At 64.3% G+C, this 17,754-nt stretch carries 14 protein-coding genes; 4 read left to right on the top strand and 10 right to left on the bottom strand.

Annotation, left to right across the window (positions count from 1 at the left end; genetic code table 11):
* Positions 1 to 9: 9 nt before the first annotated feature.
* The 8 genes from PI93_RS14515 to PI93_RS14480 form a co-directional block, all read right to left on the bottom strand.
* On the bottom strand, positions 10 to 684 hold the full coding sequence (locus PI93_RS14515) for a response regulator transcription factor (protein WP_039365914.1): 675 nt from the start codon (positions 682 to 684) through the stop codon (positions 10 to 12).
* Between the two features lie 231 nt (positions 685 to 915).
* Entirely contained in the window at positions 916 to 1,491 is a 576-nt protein-coding gene (locus PI93_RS14510; RefSeq protein WP_144400167.1) for a hypothetical protein, read from the bottom strand.
* Between the two features lie 410 nt (positions 1,492 to 1,901).
* Positions 1,902 to 2,753, bottom strand: coding sequence for a sulfite exporter TauE/SafE family protein (locus PI93_RS14505; RefSeq protein ID WP_236105562.1), 852 nt, complete (start codon positions 2,751 to 2,753; stop codon positions 1,902 to 1,904).
* Positions 2,754 to 3,001: 248 nt separating this feature from the next.
* Positions 3,002 to 4,300: a CaiB/BaiF CoA transferase family protein gene (locus PI93_RS14500; protein WP_052240385.1), complete on the bottom strand. Its 1,299-nt coding sequence runs from the start codon at positions 4,298 to 4,300 to the stop codon at positions 3,002 to 3,004.
* Between the two features lie 251 nt (positions 4,301 to 4,551).
* A complete protein-coding gene (gene corA / locus PI93_RS14495) occupies positions 4,552 to 5,529 on the bottom strand; it encodes a magnesium/cobalt transporter CorA (protein ID WP_039365920.1) in 978 nt (325 codons plus the stop codon).
* A gap of 75 nt (positions 5,530 to 5,604) precedes the next feature.
* Complete coding sequence (locus PI93_RS14490; protein ID WP_039365922.1) at positions 5,605 to 8,310, bottom strand: bifunctional acetate--CoA ligase family protein/GNAT family N-acetyltransferase; 2,706 nt, start codon at positions 8,308 to 8,310, stop codon at positions 5,605 to 5,607.
* 142 nt (positions 8,311 to 8,452) lie between these two features.
* Positions 8,453 to 8,938, bottom strand: coding sequence for a DNA starvation/stationary phase protection protein Dps (dps, locus tag PI93_RS14485; protein WP_039365924.1), 486 nt, complete (start codon positions 8,936 to 8,938; stop codon positions 8,453 to 8,455).
* A 119-nt stretch (positions 8,939 to 9,057) separates the two neighbouring features.
* Positions 9,058 to 9,630: an HdeD family acid-resistance protein gene (locus PI93_RS14480; RefSeq protein WP_039365926.1), complete on the bottom strand. Its 573-nt coding sequence runs from the start codon at positions 9,628 to 9,630 to the stop codon at positions 9,058 to 9,060.
* Between the two features lie 536 nt (positions 9,631 to 10,166).
* Between PI93_RS14480 and PI93_RS14475 the strand changes: the two genes are divergently transcribed.
* Genes PI93_RS14475 through PI93_RS14460 form a run of 4 tightly spaced genes read left to right on the top strand, consistent with a single transcriptional unit; the run spans position 10,167 to position 15,032 of the window.
* Entirely contained in the window at positions 10,167 to 10,694 is a 528-nt protein-coding gene (locus PI93_RS14475; RefSeq protein ID WP_039365928.1) for a Csu type fimbrial protein, read from the top strand.
* Positions 10,695 to 10,709: 15 nt separating this feature from the next.
* The gene (locus PI93_RS14470) at positions 10,710 to 11,468 is read left to right on the top strand and encodes a fimbrial biogenesis chaperone (RefSeq protein WP_052240386.1); all 759 of its coding nucleotides are present in this window, start codon (positions 10,710 to 10,712) and stop codon (positions 11,466 to 11,468) included.
* On the top strand, positions 11,455 to 14,058 hold the full coding sequence (locus tag PI93_RS14465) for a fimbria/pilus outer membrane usher protein (protein WP_052240387.1): 2,604 nt from the start codon (positions 11,455 to 11,457) through the stop codon (positions 14,056 to 14,058). The genes PI93_RS14470 and PI93_RS14465 overlap by 14 nt, the downstream gene beginning before the upstream one ends.
* Positions 14,055 to 15,032 carry a Csu type fimbrial protein gene (locus tag PI93_RS14460; protein WP_052240388.1) on the top strand — a complete coding sequence of 326 codons (978 nt, stop codon included), beginning with the start codon at positions 14,055 to 14,057 and terminating at the stop codon, positions 15,030 to 15,032. The genes PI93_RS14465 and PI93_RS14460 overlap by 4 nt, the downstream gene beginning before the upstream one ends.
* Before the next feature lie 28 nt (positions 15,033 to 15,060).
* Here PI93_RS14460 and astA read toward each other — a convergent pair whose 3' ends face one another.
* Together astA and PI93_RS14450 are read right to left on the bottom strand one after the other, a co-directional pair.
* Positions 15,061 to 16,125 (bottom strand): arginine N-succinyltransferase, encoded by a 1,065-nt coding sequence (gene astA / locus PI93_RS14455; protein WP_039366198.1) that lies wholly within the window; start codon positions 16,123 to 16,125, stop codon positions 15,061 to 15,063.
* Between the two features lie 210 nt (positions 16,126 to 16,335).
* A complete protein-coding gene (locus PI93_RS14450; RefSeq protein WP_039365930.1) occupies positions 16,336 to 17,577 on the bottom strand; it encodes an aspartate aminotransferase family protein in 1,242 nt (413 codons plus the stop codon).
* Between the last annotated feature and the right edge of the window lie 177 nt (positions 17,578 to 17,754).

Raw genomic sequence — 17,754 nt, 5'->3', positions numbered from 1 at the left:
GAGACGAACTCAGACGGCGCTCGGCGCTTCAACTTCGCCGTCGCGCGAAAACTGAACCGGGCTCGATACGTGGAGCTTGAACAGTTCCATGTCGGTACGGCATCCCAGCTTGCTCATCGCCATACGCTTCTGGTTGTTGATCGTCTTGGCGGAACGCTTGAGCGCATCGGCGATCTGCGACACATTCAGGCCGTCGAGATACATACGCAACACTTCCATTTCCTTGGGCGACAACGGGCGACGCGCGGTCGGCTTGCGACGCATCTGCTCTTCGAGAATCTGCTCCGCGCGCCCGCCGCGATAGCTCATGCCGCGTCGGCAACGCTCCACGCACACCGTGATCTCGCGCAGGTCGTCGGACTTGGTCATCACACCGAGCACACCGCAACTATCGAGCGCATGGATGATGGCGGGCTGTTCGATCGACGTGAACACAATGATCTTCACGTCCGGGTATTTGCGGCGCACCCGGTTGATCATGACCAGGCCATCGCCAAAGGTGCCGCCGGGCATGCAGTAGTCGGTGATCAGCACGTCGACCGAATTGGTCTCCAATGCCTTGAACAGTTCCGTCGAGTTGGTGACGGGGGGCAGCACATGAAAGCCCGGGTCCGGCGAGAGCATTTCACGCAGCGTGGAGGCGATGATCGGGTGATCGTCCGCGATAAGAATCTTTACCATCATTTTGCAGAATCCTTTTAAAAGAAGTCAGCCGTGGGCGCGCGCGATCCTTCGCCGTGTCTACGCGTCATGGCTTCCCAAAAGAGGAAGGTGCGTCGAGTCGACACACGCATTGGTCACGAAAAGGGTGACCTCGTTTGTTACTGTGCGACCTTGGCTGGACCTGACGGTCCGACGTATCGCCGTCTCCACCACGCGCTCCGGGCGACCCACCGGTACCCAGCAGTCCCATCGTTATCCGGCGACATCTGCCGCTCTTGTGCTGTCTACCGTCGTCCACGCGGAGCACGTCTTGTGCCCCGTGAGTCGCGAAGTCCCTTCGCCGATGACTGGCTTGACGCAGTAACGAATACGCACGCCGCGCAACCCCGCCGACGGCATCATTTCCCGTGCACGTCCGACCACTCGGATACGTGTCGGTCCTGCCGCCGCTTCCCAGAGATGCACCGTATCGGTTTCAGGCCAGTCGGCCATCCATCGATACGTCCCTCTCACCACACTGCCGACCTGTGGCGTGCCGCTCATCGCGACCGCCGCAGCCACCGGCCGCATACGGGCTTCGATCTCACGCGGCGGCGCCACCGGTGGTGTCGCTTCGGAGAGCGACGCGCCGGTACTTTCCGACTCGTGCGTCGCACCGGACACCGCCGCCGTCGACGCCTTGTATTCGCTGCACCCCGCAAGCCAGGCGATCGCGAGCGCGCCGCTCAGGTTGGCCAGGGTGACGATGACACGTCGGCCCGTAGCTCGCCCGGCGCTCAGGCATCGGGATGAAGAAGACAGAAGAGAGTCAGCGTGTGTCGTGGTCATCAGTGCAAAGCCCATCGCCTCGCCGCGTGACACATCGACGTTACGCGTCGTTTTGCGACCAGCAGAAATATAGGATAAATCTACAAAATCCAGCCGTTTTGGATCTACTTATAGGAAATATCCTAGACCAAATTAGGCGGATTACTAGGCGAAACCCATGTGCCGCCCGCAAGATGCGGTAGTTTCATGCGGGAACAACCCGAATCACGTACCGCTCATGCATAGGCCACGTTCAAATGGACAGACGGATGACCAAAAGATTCATTCGACGCGATGTGCACGTGTCAACCACCGTCAATACACGGGCAGCATGCGTAAACTCACGTGAGACAGGACGTCACTCGGATGATGTGGCTAATCGCGAGAGTGACGAATGCGCCTGAGCGGCGTTACGGAGCTGTCGCTAGACGTCAGACGCCGAAGGCTTTGACGAACATGCCGAACGCAACGGCAGCCATCAGCATCGAGAAAAGCTGTTGCAACTTCGATGCCGCGAGACGGGGGGCGAGCGCGCGTCCGAGCAGCATGCCCACGATGGCACCTGCCACGAACGTCCACCCCTGAGCGCCGGGATGCATGCCGTGCCACCAGGCGTTGGCGACGGTCCCCGCGGAAATCAGCGCGATGACGAAAAGCGATGTCGCTACGACGCCGTGCACCGTGATATCGGTAAAACGTCGCAACGCAGGGACAATCACGAATCCGCCGCCCACGCCCAGTAATCCCGAAGCGAAGCCCGACACCGCACCGATACTGGCAAGCGTGCCAGCAACGCGCCGCGTCCAGTGCAATCTCCCCGTGGCCGGGTTCAGCCGACAAGGCGGCAATGGCGCGCAGTTGGCTGATTCGCCATTGCTTGGCCTCTTCCCTGAGGCAGCAGCGCTCGCGCGCGACGCGCGATACATGCGTGCGGCCACAATCAACATGGCGATGGCGAAAAGGCCGACGAGCCAGCGCTCTGGCAACCGGTGCGCCATCCATGTCCCGAGCGGTGCGACGCAAACACCGATCCCGGCCATCAGCATCGCAGCGCGATAGCGCACCAGCCCGGCGCGCAGCCCCTGCGCGCTACCGACAGCAGCGCTTGCCCCCACGGCAAGCAACGCGACCGGCCCCGCCTGCGGCACGCCCCATCCAAGACCGAAAACGAGCGCCGGCACGGCAAAGATGCCGCCCCCCGCCCCGGTCAGTCCCAATACGAGACCGACCGCAGCGCCCAACAAGGCGGCCATCGGCGAAGCACTTGAGAGTTCGGCAAGCATGGGGCGGAAATCCGGCAGAAAGTGATTTGTCACCCAAATCACTATTAGTCATAAGCTTATGACAACGGATTATATAGAAATTGCGGATAGCAGGAAAGCCCCACCCGGCGGGGCCGTCGAGCGGAAACAGAGGCTTTCGGAAAGACGACGGGAGCTTGACAGCAACGTGCAGGGCTACGTTGGCAAGCAGACACCGGCGGCGCCATCGCGGCCCTGCCGTCAAGGAAGTTGTCCGCAGACGACGGACGTTACCGACTTTCCGGCGGTTCTGCGCGCGTCGCAACGGGCGCCGTGCCCGCGTCAAGCTCGGCGAGAATATCGCCCGTATGGGCGCCCGGCGCTGGCGGATCGATATGCGTGACCGGACTTTGCCCATTCAGCCGCACCGGCGAGACGATCGTGTGTGTCGTCTGGCCGCTGGGGAGCACCATCGGGCGCACCCACCCCATATGAGCCACCTGCGGATCGGCAAGAACGCGGGAATAGGTGCTGATCGCCGTACATGGCACACCGACAACCATCAGCCGGGCAAGCCAGACACTGCGATCCTCCAGCACAAACACCGCCTCCAGCACATCTCGCAGTGCAGCCTGATGACGCGCACGCTCGCGTGCGTTGGTGAATCGCGGATCTTCGAGCAGATCGACACGGTGCACCAGCGCGCAGATGGCCTGCCAGTGAGCCTGGCCGTCCAGATCCATCCCGAAATAGCCATCTCTGGCCCGGAAGGTCGGCCACGGTGCAACCGGCCCGCCGAAGCGTGACGCGTCGTCCGTGGCGAGCGGTGAGCCCTTGCCATGCACCGCCCCTTCCGCCAGCCCCAGCCGGGAAAGTCCGCCAGTCGAGCCCGGCATCGTATCCGCCGTAAAACCCGCCGCAGGAACCAGACCGGCACGATGTGCAGCCTCCGCGCCCTCGTCGCCCGCGCGCAGAGCAGCAATGGCAAGCGTGGCGCCCAACATCGGCACATCGATATGCACGCCGCGCCCCTGCAATTTGGCGGCGACCAGCGCGGCCGACGCGGAAAACGCTGCGTAGAGTCCTGCGGCCAGATCTGCCACCGGCAGGTCGCGCGGCGGCTCAAGGCCACTCGGTGCAGTACCCAGCATCCCGCGCAGGGCTTCCAGCGCCGGCACCCCCGGCTGCGCCGCAGCGCCAGAGCGCGGGCCGTCCTGACCGAACGCGGAAATCGATACGTAGACCAGATGCGGCTGCACGGCTGCCAGCGCGTCGTATCCCAACCCGGCGCGCGCGAGCGTACCCGGCGGCAGACATTCGATGACGACGTCGGCCCCGCGCACCAGTGTGTGAGCGAGGCTACGGCCTTCAAGCGTGAGCAAATCGAGCGCGACCGAGCGCTTATTGCGCCGCAAGCCCGACTGAGCCGGCTCTGCGGACGTGTTCATGCTATCGCTGGTGATGTCGTCGACCGGATCGTCGACCAGAATGACGTCTGCCCCCATGTCGGCCAACAGCAAGCCGCAGTAGGCACCCGCCGCGCCACGACAGAACTCGATGACGCGGATCCCCGAGAGTGGTGCGTTCAATATCTGACCCCTAATTTGCCTGGCATTTGTTGTAATTCTTGATTCCTTGGCAACCGTCTGGCGCGGTGTTGAGGCATTCTAGAGCAATTATTCGACGCCGGTCACTGTGGAAAATAGCGGGTCGACGCTCCTCGTTGCCACCGGGCAACAGGGATCTCGCCACCCCCATCCAGACATGCACCTGACATAGAGACCGCCGGTCATTCAGGGCGACGAAACGTCTTCGCGCAGACCTCGCGCCGCCCACGGCATCATAGCCAGCCGGCCTTACGGAATTTCAGGAACAGCAGCAGATCGATGATGATCATGACGGCGATACACGCCGGATAGCCGTACTGGAATTTCAGTTCGGGGATGTCGGCGAAGTTCATGCCGTAGATCCCGGCAATCATCGTGGGCACAGCGAACAATGCGGCAAACGACCCCAGCCGCTTGGTCGTTTCGTTCTCCGACAGCGAGATCATCCCCAGATTGACCGACAGTGCGGTCGTGACCATTTCGCGCAGCAGATCGATGTTCTTCGTAATGCGCTGCAGATGGTCGAACACGTCGCGAAAGTACTCCTGCATGCCGCCGCACAACTTGGGCGCCATCGCCCCGAACAACTTGCTGACGGCCTCCATCAGCGGTACGCAAGCATGCTGAAGCGTGATGAGCCGGCGCTTGAGCTGATACAGGTCTTCGATGATCGCCCGCCCCTTCGCGGGTTCGTTCGGCGTAAAGATCTGCGCCTCGATCGCTTCGAGTTGCGCTTCGAGGTCATCGAGCACAGGGAAGTAGCTGTCGACGATGGCATCCATGAGCGCGTAGAGCACGAAGATCGAGCCCTGACGCAACAGCAGTGGCTCCCTCTCCGCGCGAGCCCTCACCGCGCCAAGCCCCTGCGTGGCGTTCGAGCGCACCGACAACACGTAATTGTGTCCGGCGAAAATCGCCACTTCTCCGATGGAGAAATCGCCCTCGGCGTCCTTGTTCAGTACGTGCAGCACGGCGAAAAGCGAATCGCCGTACTGCTCGATTTTCGGACGCTGGTGACCGTGCTGCGCGTCTTCGACCGCGAGGTCGTGCAGGCCGAATTCATGCTGCATGAGCGCGAGTTCCCCCGGCCCCGGGTCCTTGAGCGCCACCCAGACGAAGCAATGGGGACGCTCGAGATAATCCGAGATTTCGTCGGGGTGCAGGTCGGCAATCTTGCGGCCATCCTCATAGGCCACACAATTCACTAGCATTCGTCTTCCTGTTCGAGGCGACCGCCCTGCCCCCGGTGCGAGCGTCAGGAACGTCGGGCGTGCCGGCCACAACCGTCACCCCTTGCGTGTCTCCTGCGCCTGCGCCGTCTGTTGCAGCGGCAGCCGGATATGAAGAATGCCCGCCTCCATTTCCTTGTCTTCGACAAATCCGAGATGACGGGCGAGTGTCAGCATACGCGTATTTGCCGTGAGGACATAGCCGATGAGTTCCCCAGTGCCGCGCTTGCGGCTGTAGTCGACGATATGCTCCATGAGCGCGCGCCCGAGGCCACGCCCCTGCGCCGCCGGGCTGACCGTCACGGCAAACTCGGCCACCGTGTTGTCAGGATCGGCCAGCGCCTGCACCACGCCAAGCAACCGCGTATTGCCCGCGTCGTCCTTTTCCGTCGCAACAAAGGTCATCGCACGGTCGTAGTCGATCTGAGTGACGCGCGCCATCTGCGAATGCGACAACTCCTTGATCAGGCCGAAGTAACGGAACTGCACATCCTGCGGCGTGAGCGTGTGGAAGAACGCATTGTAGGCCGGCTCGTCCTCCGGCCGGATCGGACGCACGCGCACCGGCTTGCCGCCGGCATCGACCGTGCTTTCGAGTTCCTGTGGATATGGACGGATCGCCAGACGTCCATGCCCCGGCAATGTCGGGGCGCGTGCCACGATGCGCGCGTCGAGCGCGAGTACGCCGTGGGCATCTGCGAACAACGGGTTGATGTCGAGTTCGGCGATCTCCGGCACGTCGCACACGAGTTGCGAGAGCTTGACCAGCGTGAGGTAGATCGCCTCGTGATCGGCGGCAGGCCGGTTGCGATAGCCGGCAAGCAGCCTCGACACGCGCGCACGCGCCACCATGTCGCGCGCAAGGTTCAGGTTCAGCGGCGGCAGACCGATCGTGCGATCGGCGATCACTTCAACAGCCGTCCCGCCCTGTCCAAACAACAGCACCGGACCGAACACGCTATCCGTCGCCACGCCCACAATCAGCTCGAACGCTTCCGCGCCATTGGCCATGCGTTGCACGGAGTAGCCCGTCACACGCGCATCCGGTTTCGCCGCCAGCGCACGCTTGCGAATCTGACAGGCCGCCTCGCGCGCCTGTTCGGCAGATTCGATATTGAGCACCACCCCGCCAACGTCCGACTTGTGGGTGATGTCCGGCGAAATCAGTTTGACGGCGACGGGAAAGCCGATGCCCTGCGCCAGCTCGCCCGCCTGCTCCGGCGTTTCGGCGACAAGCGTTTCCACCACCGGAATGCCATAGGCCGCGAGCACGCCCTTCGCCTCCGGCTCGGAGAGCAACGTGCGCCCTTCGCGCATCGCACTGTCGACGATGGCACGCACACGCGCCACATCGGGCGCGAAGCCCGGCGGAATCGACGGCGGCGTTTCCATCAGCAACGACTGATTGCGGCGATAATTCACGGCTTCGAGAAACGCCCTCGCGGCGTTCTCCGGTGTGTCGTATGTCGGCAATCCGGCCTCGCGGCAGATGCGGCGAGCACGCTCGGCCGTCTCGCCCCCCAGCCAGCAGGTGAACACGTTCTTCGACGGCCTGGGCAGTGCGGCGAGCGCATTTGCCACATCCAGACTCGGCATGACCGCCGTGGGCGCCTGAATGAACAGCACGGCCGCCGTCTCGGGGTCTTCGCACAGCGCCGCGAGCGTCGCGGTGTAGCGGGTGAGATCCGCGTCGCCGCCGATGTCCACCGGGTTCACGCGGCCAAGTGTCCTGGGCAGCACGGCGTCGAGCGCATCGCGCGTCTTGTCGCTCAGATGCGCGAGCTTGCCGCCATCGAGCACGAGCGCGTCGGTCGCCATCACCCCGGCACCGCCGCCGTTGGTCATGATCGACAGCTTGTCGCCGTAGAACGGACGCAGCCGAGCGAGCGTCTCGACGGCGGCAAACAGTTCATCCGTCGTATCCACACGCAACATGCCGGCACGACGAATCGCAGCGTCATACACGTCGTCCGAACCAGCCAGCGCCCCGGTGTGAGATGCCGCTGCCTGCGCCCCTTCAGGCACGCGCCCGGACTTGATGACGACGACAGGTTTGTTGCGCGCCGCCGAGCGTGCCGCAGACATGAATTTGCGCGCGTCGCGAATCGATTCCATGTACATCAGGATGGCATCGGTGCCGGGATCGCTCGCCAGATAATCGAGCATGTCGCCGAAGTCCACGTCGGCACTGTCGCCCAGCGAGACGAAATGCGAGAAGCCGATCTCGCGAGCGTCGGCCCAGTCGAGCACGGCGGTGGTCAATGCGCCCGATTGCGACACGAAGGCGAGCTTGCCTGCCCGTGCGCCCATATGCGCAAAACTGGCGTTCAGCCCAATGCCGGGACTTAGCAGCCCGATGCAATTCGGCCCGAGTACACGCAACACGTGCGGTTTCGCATTCTTGAGCATGCGCTCCTGCAACGTGACTCCCTGGCGATCGCGCTCGCGCGCCAGTCCCGAGGTGAGGACCACCACCGCGCGGGTGCCGCGCTCGCCGAGTTCGCGAATGAGATCGGGCACCGTCGCCGGCGGCGTACAGATCACGGCAAGATCGGGCGCTTGCGGCAAATCGGCGACATCGCGGTAGCAGCGCAGATTTGCCAGCGCCGAGTATTTGGGGTTGACCGGATAAATGTCGCCTTGGAAGCCCCCGTCGATGACGTTTTGCAGCACGGTCGTGCCCACGCGTCGCTCGCGATTGGACGCGCCGATCACGGCGACCGATTTCGGCTGGAACATCTGGCTCAGATTGCGGGTGGTCATGGCGACTCCGGGGGATCGAGAGGAAGGCACGCAAACGCGCGCCCCGGCCATGGCCGGCGCGCGCGTTCCTTGTCATGTGCTGAGCCGTCGGACTAACGGCCGTGCGAGTGGGCACCCGAACAGGCGCCCGGAGACATGGCGATCATTTGCCTCGCAAGTGGGCTTCCACCTTCCATAGATGTTCGTCGACGCTGCGGCCGATTTGCGTGAAGAGGTCCGAGGTGACGGCGTCTTCGGCCTTCGCCGACGCATCGATCAAACCGCGCGTGATTTCACCATACGCCGCCAGTGCTTCTGCGAGTGCCGCGGCATGGTCGAGACCGCGCTCGAACTCATTCTTGTAGGGCTCCAATTCAGTTTTCTTTGACACGGTCTGCACCCGACCGTCCGCCACACCGCCCAGCGCCACCAGACGCTCGGCGCAAAGATCGGTCCATTCGATGGCTGCCGTGTAGACCTCGTCGAAGAGCAGGTGCAGCTCGATGAAGCCCGGCCCATGAACGTTCCAGTGCGCCTGCTTGGCCTGACGCTGAACGTCGATGCCGTTGACCAGTCCGCGATTGAGCAGATTGACCGACTCGATGCGAATCTTTTCATCGAGGGTGTTACGCGTATGATTCAGAGCCATTTGACACTCCTGACGTCTGGCAGCCCGCAGGCTGCCGGGGGAAGCCGTCGGCAGCGGACGCAACACTCACCGCCCGCGCGGACGAAGGGAAACGTGCAAGACCCGGCGCCGCGCTCAGACTACGAGCGCAGGTGCCTCGGGGGTGCCTGCGGTGCGCCGTGCGTGACACCCCGCAACTTGAAACCCGCCATCACGAGCAACACACCCCAGATGATGGCCCACGACCCGATGGCCCAGATAAGCGCGAGCGCACCCGCGCCCGGTTGCCACATGATGAAGATGGCAAACAGGATGCTGAACACACCGGAGAGAATGACCCACAGTTCGCCCTTGACCTCGCGACGCAACGCGATGCCGGCGGCCACCTGCAATATGCCGGTGACAAAACTCCAGGCCACGATATAGATAAGCAACGCAACGGCGGTCAACGCCGGGTTGAGATAAGTCAGGACACCGATGACAATGCCCGCAATGCCTTGCAACAGCGGCAGCCACCAATCGGCGTGCTCCTGGCGAGCACTCCACGCGGCACCCAGCGAGAAGATGCCGTCGACGAACGAAAACGCGCCGAAACACAACACCAGCACCGCAATCGTCACGCCGGGCAACGCAAACGCCGCAATACCGAAAATCACGGCCAGCACACCGCGTAACACCAGCAACCACCAGTATTTCGACAGAAGTCTGAGCATGGCATCCCTCTCGTGAAATATCCGCAGGTAGCGAACACGCGCAATGATCGTCCTATCACACGTATGGCGTGAATGGCGTTCGGTGCGCGTCAAGAGGTCATTCTAGAGACTGCTTTGTCGCGAGATCAAGTGAAATATGTGCGATTGCTTGTGCCATCGGCACGCACTTTGATTCACGTCATGCCACTTCGCACGTCTGGTCCCGTTCTCTTCTCAATCTCACGCACCTCGCCCGTCCAGCACCGCGGCATTGCGTCGCATGCCGCAGGCAATCGATGACACGTCACGCCCCGCTTCGCACCACCGTGCGCACTGCGTCACACCAAAACATGCGCTTTGCGCGTATGTCAGCGACACCCGACGTGCGGCGCCCCGATAAACCAATAGGATGATTCTGAAAACCCTCCGCTCGCGAGCATTTAGGGCAAATGACTCCATAGACTACGTAAAAAGCGTCTTCAAATGACGCCCATATCGCCGTCACTTACGTAGTCCCCGCATCGCAACTTCACGTAGGACTCCAAAGGAGAACGACAATGAATCGATCGCTGCTGTGTCTGGCCTTTTCCGCGGTTGTCTACGCACTAAGTCAAGTGAGCCCCGCGCACGCCGCCGTCTATTCGAACGGCTCGGCAACGGCGCAGATGCGCGTGCAGTTGACGATCCTTCCCGGCTGCACGATTGCCGCCACGCCCATGACGTTCAACGCGGTTCAGGGCTCGGCGACCGGCCCAGTGGCCAGCACCTCGTCGCTCACCGTGATTTGCACGGCATCGACCGGCTACAACATCGGCCTGAACGCCGGCACGGTGCCCAGCTCAACAGAGACGAATCGTCTGCTCGCAGGCACGCTCACGGGCAATACCACCACGATTCCGTTCGGCCTCTACCAGGACGCCGGCTACGCCACGCTGTGGGGCAACACGCAAGGCACGAACACACTGAGCGACGCCGGCACGGGCGTGGTGAAGGTGTACACCGTCTACGGACAGGCTACGCTCTCGGCCACAATGCCCGCGCCAGACGTCTATTCGTCGACGGTCACGGCGACCGTGTACTTCTGAGACCCGGGATCGATCATGAACCCATCGAGACCTGTCGTTCGCCGTCCCACGGCCTACGCCTGCGGCGGCGCGTTCGCGGCCCTGCTCACACTCTGCGTGACCGACGGTAATGGCGCGACGCTGCAAGTCTCGCCGGTGATCGTCAATATCCTGCCCACGCAGCCCGCCACCACGCTCACGCTGGGCAACTCGGGCGATCTGCCGATTCACGGCCAGTTGCGGCTGTACGCATGGACACAACGCAACGGCGACAACGTCCTGACGCCGACCGAGGCCCTGATCGCCAGCCCGCCGATCGTGCGCATCGAGCCTGGCGAGCGGCAGATCGTCCGGCTCGTGCATGTGGCGCGCAAGCCCGGGCACGACGAGCAAAGCTACCGGCTGCTGGTCGACGAACTTCCGTCTGCCGACGCCGCGTTGACCGAAGGCGTCTCGATCCGTCTACGGTACTCGCTGCCGGTCTTTGTGCAGGCGGGCCCAGCACAGGCGCCGTCGTTGCGTTTCGACGTGCGTATGGCGCAGGGCGAGCTCGAAGTGCACAACGACGGCGAGCGGCATGCGCAACTGGGCGCGACGCGCGTGCTGGACGCCACGGGGCGCAGCGTCGAACTGACCCGCGGCCTGCTCGGTTATGTTCTCGCCGGGCAGACACGTCGCTTTCCCGTGCGCTGGCCCGCCGGCGCTCCGCCCATCGGCCCCTTCACAGTGGAGTCGCGCATCGACGCAGTCCCGATGCGCTTTGCCGCTGGACCGGCGTCGGATGGCGAGCGTTAGCCGTGCCCGCGTTCGCCGCGCCCCTGCCGTCGCCGCCGCCCGCCGCGCCCGCCCCTCCGCCCGGCCGGGGTGGACGAAGGCCGCATCGGGTGCCGTGGCCACGGCAGTCGCCACCACGATGACCTTCGGCATGTCGGCCCTTGGCAAGACGAGCGACGGGCACGCCGCGTCTGCCGCGCTGGTGATGGGCGATGGCCGGTTCTCAGCGCAAGGCATATCGGGTACTAGGCGGCTCGACGACGCCGCACGCTCGGGCGCCACCGCGGTCGCGCCGTCGCGCACCGATAGCGACTCACGGCTGGACGGACGCTACGTCCTCGAAGTGATCGTGAACGGCGAGTCGACGGAACAACTCGCCCCCGTTGTGCACAGACAAGGACGATGGTTCGTTCGTGCCGGAGATTTGCGCGCATTGGGCCTGACCTCCGACAATCTGCCGAAGCCCGACGGCACAGAAGTCGCCCTGGATTCGCTCGAGGGCATCGATGCGACATACGACGCCACACACCAGACGCTGGCGCTGCAAGTGAGCGATGCGTGGCTAACGCCCTACCAGCTCGGCGGGCCGCCACCCGTCGTCGTGCAGGCAACGTCTGGCGCAGGCGTACTCGTCAACTACGACGGCTATGTCCAACGCGACCGGTTCACGCGGGCATCCGTCTGGAGCGAGGTGCGGGGCTTCTGGTCAGGCGGCACCCTGCGTCAGACGGGACTCGTCGAACATTCCCCCTGGCGACGCGGATATCGCCGCTACGACACGTGGTGGCAACACGACGATCCGGCCCGTCTGACCAGTTGGACGGCGGGCGACCTCATCACCGGCTCGCTTTCATGGACACGCTCCCTGCGCATCGCCGGTCTGCAATGGCGGCGCAATTTCAGCCTGCGCCCGGACCTCGTCACATTTCCCATCCCCGCCTTGCGTGGCAGTGCCGTGGTGCCGTCGTCGGTCGATCTGTACCTCGACGGCGTGCGGCGCATGGGCGGGCGTGTTCCGCCGGGGCCGTTCGTGATTCAGGAGGCGCCGGGCCTCACCGGCGACTTGCAAGCGAGCGTTGTGACACGCGATGCGCTCGGGCGCGAGCAGATCACCACAGTGCCGCTCTACATCGACCCTCGACTGCTCGCGCGCGGACTGTCGAGCTTCTCCGTAGAAGCCGGTCTGCCGCGCGACGATTACGGTGTGCGCTCGTTCTCGTATCGGCGCCATCCTGTCGCCTCGTTTGCCGCACGCTACGGCGCGACCGACACCCTGACGATAGAAGCGCAGGCGCAAGCCGGACGCCGGCTCGCGCTGGGCGGTGCGGGCGCCCTGCTGGCACTGGGCCGCGCGGGCGTCGTCAGCGCATCGACGGCGCTATCGGGCGGGCGAGACACGGGGAGTCAATGGAGCGTCGGCTATCAATATCTGTCGCGCCGCCTTGGCATCGATGCGCAAATGATTCGGACTGCCGGGCATTACCGGGATATCGCATCGCTCGACGGCGCGCCAGCGCCTCACGCCAGCGACCGCGTGAGCGTTTCCGTTCCGTTCGCGCGCAGTAGCACGGCCTCGCTCGCCTGGTTCGCGCAACGCGTGCCGCGCCAACCGGCAACGCGTGTGCTATCTGCCAGTCTTTCGCTGCCGGCAGGCACACGCGGCATGCTCTCGGTGGGCGGGTTTCGCGACTTCGCCCGGCGCCGCTCGCACGGCGTGTTCGCCATGCTGAGCGTATTGCTGGGGGGTGGCGCGTTGGGAAGTACGTCGTTCAATCAACAGGATGGACAGACGCAAGCGTGGGTGGGGGCCAGCCGCACGCCGGATTACAGCGGCGGCTGGGGTTGGCAAGTGCTGGGAGGACACGCCTTCTCGCAACGCACGGTACAGGGCGAATTGCAGTATCTCGGCCGCCACGGCCAGATCTCGGCGCTCGCGCAACAGGTCGGGCACCAGACGGGCGCCTCGCTCGGCATGACGGGGGCGCTCGTCGTCATGGACAACAGCGTGCATGCCACGCGCCGCACCTACGACGCCTTCGCGCTCGTGAGCGCCGATGGGCAATCCGACATCCCGGTACTGCGTGAATCGGTGCCCATTGGTCACACGGATTCGCGCGGCTACTTCCTCGTACCGGATCTGAACGGCTTCGAAGCTACCCGCATCGACATCGACCCGATGCATTTGCCGGCCGATCTGGAGGTCGTCACCACCGAGCAGCGCATTGCGCCACAGGCAGGCAGTGGCGTACTCGTTCGCTTTCCGGTGCGCCGCTACCATGCGGCTCTCGTCACGCTCGTGGACATGACCGGCCAGCCATTGCGCCCGGGCACCCGGGTGCAGCATGTGCAGAGCGGTGCCGTCACCGTAGTCGGCTACGACGGAGAAGTCTTTATCGACGCCCTCGAACCCCGCAACACCCTTGAGTCTCGCGATGGCCGCCAGCGGTGCCGCGTGTCGTTCGACTGGACGGCGTCTCCCGAGGGCCGGATTGCGCGCGTGGGACCGCTGGCGTGTGTCGCCTTCGGCACGCTGGCCGGCGAGCGTCCCGCGCAGACTTCGCCGGAAGCGCCCCCGTCGCCTGCGCCCTCGGCGAAGGAGGATCACTCATGACGTGCATGCGCCGGAAATTCCAGTATTGGCGGCGATGTGTCGCCAGCGCCGGGCTCGGCCTGCTGAGTGCAGCCGCGCACGCGCAGACCTGCTCGCTCGGGACGCCGACGCTCGCGTTCTCGGCGTTCAGCCCGATCTCGGGCGCGGCCCTTTCCGCGACGGGCACGATCCCCGTCTCATGCACATGGCCCATAGTCGGTGGCAATCCCAACGTCAAAGTCTGCCTCGCACTCAACGCCAGTCAGCCGCTCTCACTCACCAATGCGGGCAACGCCATTACGTTCGGACTCTTCACCGACCCCGCGTATTCCAACGCCTGGGGAACCGCGACGAGCAGCGTCATCGCCATCACCCTGGCGCGTCCGCTCCTGGGGGGCACGCTGACGCAGAACGTCAACGTCTACGGAAAGATTGCCGCGGCGCAGACGACCGTGCCGACCTCAGGCAGCAGCAACACCGTCTATACGCGTGTCTTCGCGACAGGGGATATGAGTCTGCAATACGCGTCTTATGGCGCGTTGTCGCCCGCCCCCGCCTGCGGCAGCGCCATGACGGCGGTGCCGGGCACCCCGTTCAACGCAAACGTAACGGTCATCAACAACTGCACCATTGCCGCTGCCAACATCACCTTCGCGACGCAATCGGCGCTGGCCAGTCCCGTCACCAGCACGGGGCAGATCACGGTGCAATGCACGAAGAACGACGCCTATCGCGTCAGCCTGTCCGGCGGGTTGCTGGGCACCGTCACGTCGCGCAGCATGACCGGCGTCACCGGCAGCAGTGTCAGCTATCAACTCTATCTGGATAGTGGTTACGCCACGATCTGGGGGGATGGCACGTCGGGGACGTCACAACTGACCGGCGTGGGCAGCGGGCTCGTGCAGTTCATTCCGATCTACGCCCTGGTGCCGGCGCAATCGACACCCGCGCCTGGTGTCTACACGGACACCGTGACGGCCACAATTGAGTTTTGACGATGACGCGGTGCAGCGTTCGTGCGGCTTATATCGCTTCGGCGCGCGGCGGTTTGAGCGGCAGGACCTGGATACGGTCGCCCTGCTTGACGCCCAGCGCTTGCGCGGCGAGCGGACTCAGCGTGAACGCGCGTCGCTCCGGGCGCCCCGTGACCAGCGTGGCGCGGAACCCGTCCAGCGCGAGACAGGCGACGAGATACGGTTCGGCGCTCTGTACCGCAGGCGCAGGGCTACTGTCCTCGCCCGATGCCGAAGCGATGTTCACGCTGAGATACCGGCTGTCACGTGCTGCGCGGAGGTCGGCGACACGGGCTTCGAGCACCGGGCCGCTGTCGAAGATGTCGACGTGCGCCCCCGAGCGCATGCCTTCCTGCTCCAGCAACCGGCGCGCCGGGAGTGTGTCCCGATGCGTCACGCCGATGGCCGCTTGCGCTTGTGGGGAGAGAAAGTCGACGTAGATCGGATACTTCGGCATCAGTTCGGCAACGAAGGATTTCTTGCCGATGGAGGTCAGATAGTCCGCCTGATCGAAATCGATCTTGAAGAAATGCTGCCCCAGCGACTGCCAGAACGGGCTTTGCCCCTCGTCGTCGAAATAGCCGCGCAACTCGGCGCAGACATGCGGGCCGAATCGCTCGGGGAACTGCGCCATGAACAGGAAGCGCGCTTTCGACAGCAATGCGCCATTGCCGGCCCCGCGCCAGGACGGGTCGAGAAGCAACGAGCAGAGTTCGCTGTAGCCAGTCAGATCGTTCGAGAGCGAGAGCGTCAGCATCCGCGACCAGACGTTCAACTCTCGGCTCGCGTGCACGATCGTATCCTTGCGATACGTGTAAAACGGTTGCTCCAGCCCGACGGCGGCTTCCAGCCCGCACACACCGGCAATCTCGCCGGTCTGCACGTCCTCCATCACGAACAGATAGCCCTGCTCGCCCGTTGGCGCATGTCCCTGCACCGTGGCCGCGACGCGCGCCAGACGCGCTTCGAGCGCCGCCTGATCCGGCTTGAACGAGGTCATGCCCGGCCCGGCCAGTGCCGCCAGCTTCAGCAACGCGGGGAGATCGCCAGGGCGTGCCAGACGCACCACACGCAGCGACGTGGTGGCACCGTCGGCCGGCAGTTCCGTCGAGGCTGACGACCTCACTGGGGTCGAGGCTTGCGGAGAAGTCACCATTTTCGATTGACGGGTCATGGGCACATCCGGCGAAGTCGGTGAAACAAGGGCCGGAGCGACGTCATCCGCCGGTCCGGCCCGAGGGGCTGTGCACGATGGCTCAGCGCGAGGTGAGGTGACGCGCTGCCGTCAGGCCGCCTTCGCCGTCGCAGCCACCGTCGCCACCGCCTTTTCCAGCGACGCGAGACCGGCGTCGATGTCGGCGAACGGGATGTTCAACGACGGGGCGAAACGCACCACGTCAGCGCCGGCCACCAGCAGCATCAGGCCGTTCTTCTCGGATTCCGTCACGATGTCCTTGGCACGGCCGGCAAAGGCCGGCTTGAGCACCGCGCCGATGAGCAACCCCATGCCGCGCACCTGCTCGAACACGCCATGACGCGCGTTGATGCCTTCGATGCCCTTGATGAAATGATCGTGACGCGCCTTCACGCCGTTCAGCGTCTCAGCCGTGTTGATCAATTCGAGCACACGCCCGGCGATCGCCGTAGCGAGCGGGTTGCCACCATACGTGCAGCCGTGCGTGCCCGGCGAGAAGCTCGCCGCGATCTTGCTCGTGGTGAGAATGCCGCCGATCGGATACCCATTGCCCAGCGCCTTTGCGGTGGTCAGGATATCCGGCGTCACGCCATATTGCTCGTAGGCGTACAACGTGCCGGTACGACCGACGCCCGTCTGCACTTCGTCGAAAATCAGCAGTGCGCCATGCTTGTCGCACAACGCACGCAGACCCTTCAGGAAGGACGGATCGGCCGGCAGCACGCCGCCTTCGCCCTGCACCGGCTCGACGATGACCGCGGCCGTGGCGTCCGAAATCGTCGCTTCGACGGTCTTCAGATCGTTGTACGGCAGATGCATGATCCCGGCCGGAATCGGGCCGAAACCCTCGGTGTACTTCGCCTGCCCCCCCACGCTGACGGTGAAGAGCGAACGGCCATGGAACGAGTTGAAGAACGAGATGATCTCGCTCTTCTCCTTGCCGCCACGCTCGGCCGCGTGGTCGTAGGCGTAGCGGCGCGCCAGCTTGAGCGCGGCTTCGTTGGCTTCGAGGCCCGAATTGCAGAAGAACGCCTTGTCGGCAAACGTCGCTTCGGTCAGTGCCTTGGCCAGACGCAGCACCGGCTCGTTGGTGTAACCGTTGCCGATGTGCCAGACCTTGCGCGCCTGCTCCTCGATGACCTTCACCAGTTCGGGATTGGCATGGCCGAGCGCGTTGACCGCGATCCCGCCGGTGAAATCAACATACTCGCGACCCTGCTGGTCCCACATGCGCGAGCCTTCGCCACGCACGGGCACCATCTGGGCAGGAGCGTAATTGGGCACCATCACGTCGTCGAACGTCTGGCGGGTCACAGCGATTGGCTGGCTCATGACTACCTCGTGAAATCGGAGTGCAATCTTCGATTGCGGGGCAGGCCCGGACAAAGGTCACTGCCCTGTGAAAAAACCTGGCTGGGGGCTCAGGGTGCCTGCGACGCGCCTCGTGCGAACGAGCTTCGCAACGGCACTCGGCGCGCGTACCCCCGCATTGTAATCAGATGCGACGCG

The organism is Pandoraea fibrosis (assembly GCF_000807775.2).
GTDB lineage: Bacteria > Pseudomonadota > Gammaproteobacteria > Burkholderiales > Burkholderiaceae > Pandoraea > Pandoraea fibrosis.
This window is presented reverse-complemented; position numbering and strand designations above follow the sequence as displayed.